Origin of the sequence: uncultured Escherichia sp., assembly GCF_948475835.1 — a bacterium.
Lineage (GTDB): Bacteria > Pseudomonadota > Gammaproteobacteria > Enterobacterales > Enterobacteriaceae > ECMA0423.
Genome location: NZ_CAOLGM010000191.1, coordinates 1 through 5,396 on the forward strand (window position 1 = coordinate 1; position 5,396 = coordinate 5,396).

The window sequence follows — 5,396 nt, forward strand, 5'->3', positions numbered from 1 at the left end:
ATGATGCGCGGCTCCAGAATATTGCCGAAGACCAGATTAATCAGCAGATATCCCGCCAGCACCAGCAACGCTTCGTAGAAGCCATTAAACACCAGTACCTGAGCGATAGGGGGGATTGCCGCGAGAACTGAACCAATATTAGGGATGTAATTAAGCGCAAAGGCCAGCAATCCCCAGACAAAAGCGAAGCGAACATCGAGTGCGGCGAGCATCGCCCAGGCGACCAGGCCGGTGATGATGCTGATGGCTGTTTTCAGCACCAGATAATGAGAAACACTGTCAATTGCACGTTGAATCGCCGCCATCCCTTCAACCGGACGCGCCATCATTTGCTGAAATTTTCCGGGCAATTGTGGCACTTCGAGCAGCATAAACAGCACCGTCAGCAGCAATAAAAATATTGATGACATGGCATTAGATAACTGCGTCAATAAGTTGGTGAGCAACGTCATCGCCGCGTTCGGATCAATGTAATGCGCCAGCTGGTCAACTGAGACGTCAATCCCTACGCGTTGCAACAACGGCTCAAGAGCTTGCAGCGGCGTCATAATAGAGTTGCGATATTGCGGTAACGTCCGCGTCAACTCGTTGAGCGCGGAACCCAGATAAGCTAATAGCAACACCATCGCCATCACGATGATGGTCATCAAAATCGACACCGCCAGTACACGCGGCACTCGCCAGCGGACCATGTGTTGCACCAGCGGGTTAAGAATAACAGCAATAAATAATGCGAGAATAAACGGCACGATGATCTCGGCGGCAAAACGGATACCGCAGAGAATAATGACCAGCATTCCCAACATAATGACGATTTTTAGGCCATTGAGCGTGATGATCGGCTTTGCCATGCTTGTCCCCGTTTTTTCTTCCTTTGCTAATAATAATGTCTTTTTCGCTCCGTCATCATAACGAAAATCAAACCGCTCAGGTAAAGAAGTGAAAATATTTTGAGTTAATTCTTAAGCTATGATACAAATCAGGCGTGTTCAACTACCGAGGACAATTATCATCCGCGATGACGAGAAGCAACACTGCGGATAATTGTAATATTATGGACAATTTGTTCAGGACGTTATTTTCAACATTTACCCATCTTCGTACCTCATCCACTATCTTGCTCGTAGGTGAGCAGCACTGGCGCAACGCGCTTTAGTCCTTTCTTCTGCCTAAGCTTGCCCTATGCGCGGGGCTTGACCACTTTACTTTGGTTTCGCTGAATTAAGCGAAAATTAAAATAATTCTCTTGCAGGAGAAGGACAATGTATATTTATTGGATTTTATTAGGCCTGGCTATTGCTACAGAAATTACCGGTACGCTGTCAATGAAATGGGCGAGCGTCAGTGAGGGAAATGGCGGCTTTATTTTAATGCTGGTGATGATTTCTCTGTCGTATATATTTCTCTCTTTCGCCGTTAAAAAGATCGCCTTAGGCGTAGCTTATGCGCTGTGGGAAGGTATCGGTATTTTATTTATTACCTTGTTTAGCGTTTTGTTATTCGACGAAAGTTTATCGCTGATGAAAATTGCCGGGTTAACCACCCTGGTCGCCGGGATTGTGTTGATCAAATCAGGTACCCGTAAAGCGCGTAAACCTGAACTGGAGGTGAACCATGGCGCAGTTTGAATGGGGTCACGCCGCCTGGCTGGCATTGGCAATCGTGCAGGAAATCGTTGCTAACGTCTTTTTGAAATTTTCTGACGGCTTTCGTCGCAAAATATTTGGCTTGCTCTCCCTGGCGGCGGTGCTGGCTGCCTTTAGTGCGCTTTCTCAGGCCGTAAAAGGGATCGACTTGTCTGTCGCTTATGCATTGTGGGGCGGGTTTGGTATTGCCGCCACGTTAGCCGCAGGTTGGATCTTGTTTGGTCAACGGTTAAATCGTAAAGGCTGGATTGGCCTGGTCTTGCTGTTGGCTGGAATGATCATGGTGAAACTTGCCTGATGAAGACGCTGCCCGCGCTGTCGGGCAGCGTTTGAACATTATTTTTGCGACAGTTGATCCAGCTTGTCGCGAAAACCGGTAACAGAAATGGCCCGGTTATCGGCGCGCCAGCGATCTTTCGCGGCAGGAGCCGAACTTTGCACCCCAATTAATTGCCAGCCGTCATCGGTATGCAACATCAGAGGCGAACCGCTGTCACCCGGCAAGGTATCGCACTGATGTGACATCACCGACGTTTGCGCCCAGCCAGTCACTTCACAGTTTTGATGACTGTATAACGTATCGAGATGATCTTCAGGATATCCCGCCTGAGTCACTTTACGACCAGCCGATTTTAATGCGGCAGTAAGCGCGGCTTTATCTCCCTCAAATAACGGCAACGGTGTAATGCCAGAAGGGGGATTACGCAGCACAATCAAGCCGAAGTCCCATGGTGCAGCTGCGGGAGGAACAATCCAACCATCCCCATCTGCTTTTAACCGCTTTCCCAGTGTCGGATCAACGCGGCCTTCTATGTCGTGGATCTCATAGCGCCAAAGACCTTTATTTGACACAAAACGCAGCGCCACTGCTTTATCGGCTTTACCCTTTGGAGGTGTCAATAAACAGTGTCCTGCCGTTAATGCCAGATTGGGTGCAATCAGCGTCGCCGTACACAAATTGCCGCTGGCCGTTTCCAGTTGCCCAACCGCATCCCACGGTGATTGGGTCGTGTCATTCACTGGCACACGATCATCATGACCAAAAAACAGGGTGCTGACCTCATCGTTTGCCGATTTGGCAACGTCTGGTTTATCTGCAAACACAAAAGCAGACGTCAAACTAATTGCACCCAACACTACAGCAATGGTTGTACGCATATCACACTCTGGTGGGTAATTATGATTATTAAAAGCAAACCCTCATAAATACTATAGACGGGACGGGATGAAAGTGGGAGTAAAATCAGATAACTACAGTCAGGAAAGATAAAAACGGGCGGCAATCAGTGCGCATAAAATAAGGATGATAAGAATGAACTCAAAGCGATAACGGCCCACCATACTACCCTCCGCTAAAGGCGGTGCTAAACGTTACCCGCTTAGCACCGTAATTTTCAGGCGCGAGGGGGCGCGCCAGCATTACTGTTGAAAACTTACGCTGCGGGTTGTGCAGCAGGTTTTGCCGGTTGCTGATGGCTGTGTTTCCCGGCGTGTTTCTTCGCTGCCTGCGCTTTTTGTTCAGGGGCTTTCTGTTCAGCTTTCGTATTTTTATGATGCTTTTTAGCCGCCTGCGCTTTCTGGGCAGGTGCTGCTTTATGCTGTTTTTTATGATGTGTCGTTTTCGCCGGCGCTGCTTTGGTGGTCGTCGCAGTCGGAGCAGGTGTGGTCGCAGTCTCTGCAGCAAAGGCGGCAGAAGACAGACCCATAGCAGCGGCAACAACCAGAGCTAATACTTTTTTCATTGTCATACCCTCAATTTGTTTTTTCATTTAACCCCACTGCGGGGCCGTTGAAATAACTATATCCCTGGGAATGGCAGACTTCCGTGAGTGGTTGGTTTCAGCGTGTAACGATATGTACAAACGCTGAATAAATTACAGCGTTGATAATAACGTATTGTGACTTAAGGGAAATTTAGCTACCAATAATAGTAGTCTTGATCGGGTTAACTATTTTACTACTTACAAAGCGGTAGAATAACTGCGCATCAGTAATAAATGACACACAGCAAAATGAATCCGTTTATTTGGGTACTTATAATCCTGATGACGCTAGACGCGCTGCGGGAATTGGCTGGCGCTTCGTCTATTTTAGGATGGCTATTAACGTTGGTTTGAGCAAGCAATAAGTCCGGACGTGTAGTTACCGCAGTCCGGGCTTATTTTTCAGGCGTGCAGACGACGATGCAAACGCGTCCCGACCAGCAGAGCAATGACCAGCATCAGAGCAATAAATGCGCCGACGCCGTTCCAGCCATAGTTATGCCAGAAAACACCACCCAGCGTCCCGGCAATACTCGACCCCAGATAGTAACTGAACAGATACAGCGAGGAGGCCTGGCCTTTAGCGCGTTTTGCGCGGGGGCCAATCCAGCTGCTGGCAACTGAGTGGGCTGCGAAGAATCCTGCTGAGAAGAGTAACATTCCGGCAAAGATCAGCCACAGCGAGCTGAATAAGGTCATCAGTAAACCAAACAGCATAACCCCCGTCGAAAACAACATCACCGGACCGCGCCCGTAGCGGGTGGTCATGGTTCCGGCTTTGGGTGAGCTCCATGTACCGGTCAAATAAGCCAGCGATAATAAGCCAACCACGGCCTGACTGACATGCCAGGGGGAAAGCATCAACCGATAGCCGATGTAATTAAACAGCGTGACGAACGACCCCATCAGCAAAAAGCCTTCTGCGAACAATAACGGTAATCCCCGGTCACGCCAGTGCAGACGAAAGTTGATAAATAACGTCTTAGGGCGCAGCGAAGTCGGGCGAAAATGGCGTGATTCCGGAAGGATTTTCCAGAACATCAACGCCGAGGCCAGCGCGAAACAACCGATTGCCGCCAGAGCAATTCGCCAGTTGAAAAAGTCCGTGAAGACACCACTAATTAAGCGTCCGCTCATGCCGCCAATTGAGTTGCCGCTGATATACAACCCCATCGAAAAGGCCACGAAACTGGGGTGGATTTCCTCGCTAAGATAAGTCATGCCAACAGCTGCCACGCCACTTAACGAAAGCCCAATCAAGGCGCGCATAATCAAAATGCCGTGCCAGCTGGTCATCATTGTCGAAAGTAACGTACAAATGGAGGCCAACAGTAGCGCCGTGACCATCACTGGTTTGCGACCAATGGCATCGGATAGGGGGCCAGTAAACAGCAAACCAATAGCCAACATCGCCGTGGAAATGGACAGTGAAATACTACTGTTCGCGGGCGTTAAGCCAAACTCCTGCGAAAGCACCGGAAGGATAGGCTGCACACAATAGAGAAGTGCAAATGTTGCCAGTCCGGCAGAGAACAGCGCCAGGGTGACGCGCATAAATTGCGGCGTACCGCGTTTAATAAATTGATTTGGCTGAGAAATGCTTTGCTTGTCAGTGTCGCTTGCCGGAGCGCCATCAACAGTTGTAGTACGGCTCACTTGAAATCCTTGCTAAATATGCCTGTGGATCAGGCTTATACATAGGTTAGGAAAATCGAATTGTTCTGTCTAATATATTAATAATCTCAAATAAGATGTTTTAAATATGAATATTGAACTTCGTCATCTGCGTTACTTTGTTGCTGTTGCGGAAGAGCTGCATTTCGGGCGCGCCGCTGCCCGCCTGAATATTTCGCAACCGCCGCTAAGTCAGCAGATTCAGGCGCTGGAGCAACAAATTGGTGCCCGACTGCTGGCACGAACCAATCGCAGTGTATTGCTGACGGCAGCAGGAAAACAGTTTCTTGCAGATAGTCGGCAAATCCTGTCT

9 protein-coding genes are annotated in these 5,396 nt (G+C 49.0%); 4 read left to right on the forward strand and 5 right to left on the reverse strand.

Features of this window, described 5'->3' with window-relative positions; all coding sequences use genetic code 11:
- On the reverse strand, positions 1–851 hold an 851-nt coding region (gene tqsA / locus QZF50_RS22330; RefSeq protein WP_290388999.1), incomplete at its 3' end, for an AI-2 transporter TqsA.
- 411 nt (positions 852–1,262) lie between these two features.
- Between tqsA and mdtJ the strand changes: the two genes are divergently transcribed.
- Together mdtJ and mdtI are read left to right on the forward strand one after the other, a co-directional pair.
- Positions 1,263–1,628: a multidrug/spermidine efflux SMR transporter subunit MdtJ gene (mdtJ, locus tag QZF50_RS22335; protein ID WP_000276149.1), complete on the forward strand. Its 366-nt coding sequence runs from the start codon at positions 1,263–1,265 to the stop codon at positions 1,626–1,628.
- Complete coding sequence (gene mdtI / locus QZF50_RS22340) at positions 1,615–1,944, forward strand: multidrug/spermidine efflux SMR transporter subunit MdtI (protein ID WP_290389000.1); 330 nt, start codon at positions 1,615–1,617, stop codon at positions 1,942–1,944. The genes mdtJ and mdtI overlap by 14 nt, the downstream gene beginning before the upstream one ends.
- Before the next feature lie 38 nt (positions 1,945–1,982).
- On the opposite strand, the gene QZF50_RS22345 is transcribed toward mdtI, so the two are convergent.
- From QZF50_RS22345 to asr, 3 genes are all read right to left on the reverse strand, one after another.
- On the reverse strand, positions 1,983–2,804 hold the full coding sequence (locus QZF50_RS22345; RefSeq protein WP_001260855.1) for a serine protease: 822 nt from the start codon (positions 2,802–2,804) through the stop codon (positions 1,983–1,985).
- Positions 2,805–2,903: 99 nt separating this feature from the next.
- Positions 2,904–2,987, reverse strand: coding sequence for a hypothetical protein (locus tag QZF50_RS22350; RefSeq protein ID WP_000233090.1), 84 nt, complete (start codon positions 2,985–2,987; stop codon positions 2,904–2,906).
- A gap of 92 nt (positions 2,988–3,079) precedes the next feature.
- Entirely contained in the window at positions 3,080–3,388 is a 309-nt protein-coding gene (gene asr / locus QZF50_RS22355; RefSeq protein ID WP_001342195.1) for an acid resistance repetitive basic protein Asr, read from the reverse strand.
- 270 nt (positions 3,389–3,658) lie between these two features.
- On the opposite strand from asr, the gene QZF50_RS23770 reads away from it, so the two are divergent.
- A complete protein-coding gene (locus QZF50_RS23770; protein WP_001351109.1) occupies positions 3,659–3,763 on the forward strand; it encodes a hypothetical protein in 105 nt (34 codons plus the stop codon).
- Between the two features lie 48 nt (positions 3,764–3,811).
- On the opposite strand, the gene QZF50_RS22360 is transcribed toward QZF50_RS23770, so the two are convergent.
- Complete coding sequence (locus QZF50_RS22360) at positions 3,812–5,065, reverse strand: MFS transporter (protein WP_000091840.1); 1,254 nt, start codon at positions 5,063–5,065, stop codon at positions 3,812–3,814.
- Positions 5,066–5,171: 106 nt separating this feature from the next.
- Between QZF50_RS22360 and QZF50_RS22365 the strand changes: the two genes are divergently transcribed.
- On the forward strand, positions 5,172–5,396 hold a 225-nt coding region (locus QZF50_RS22365), incomplete at its 3' end, for a LysR family transcriptional regulator (protein WP_146710038.1).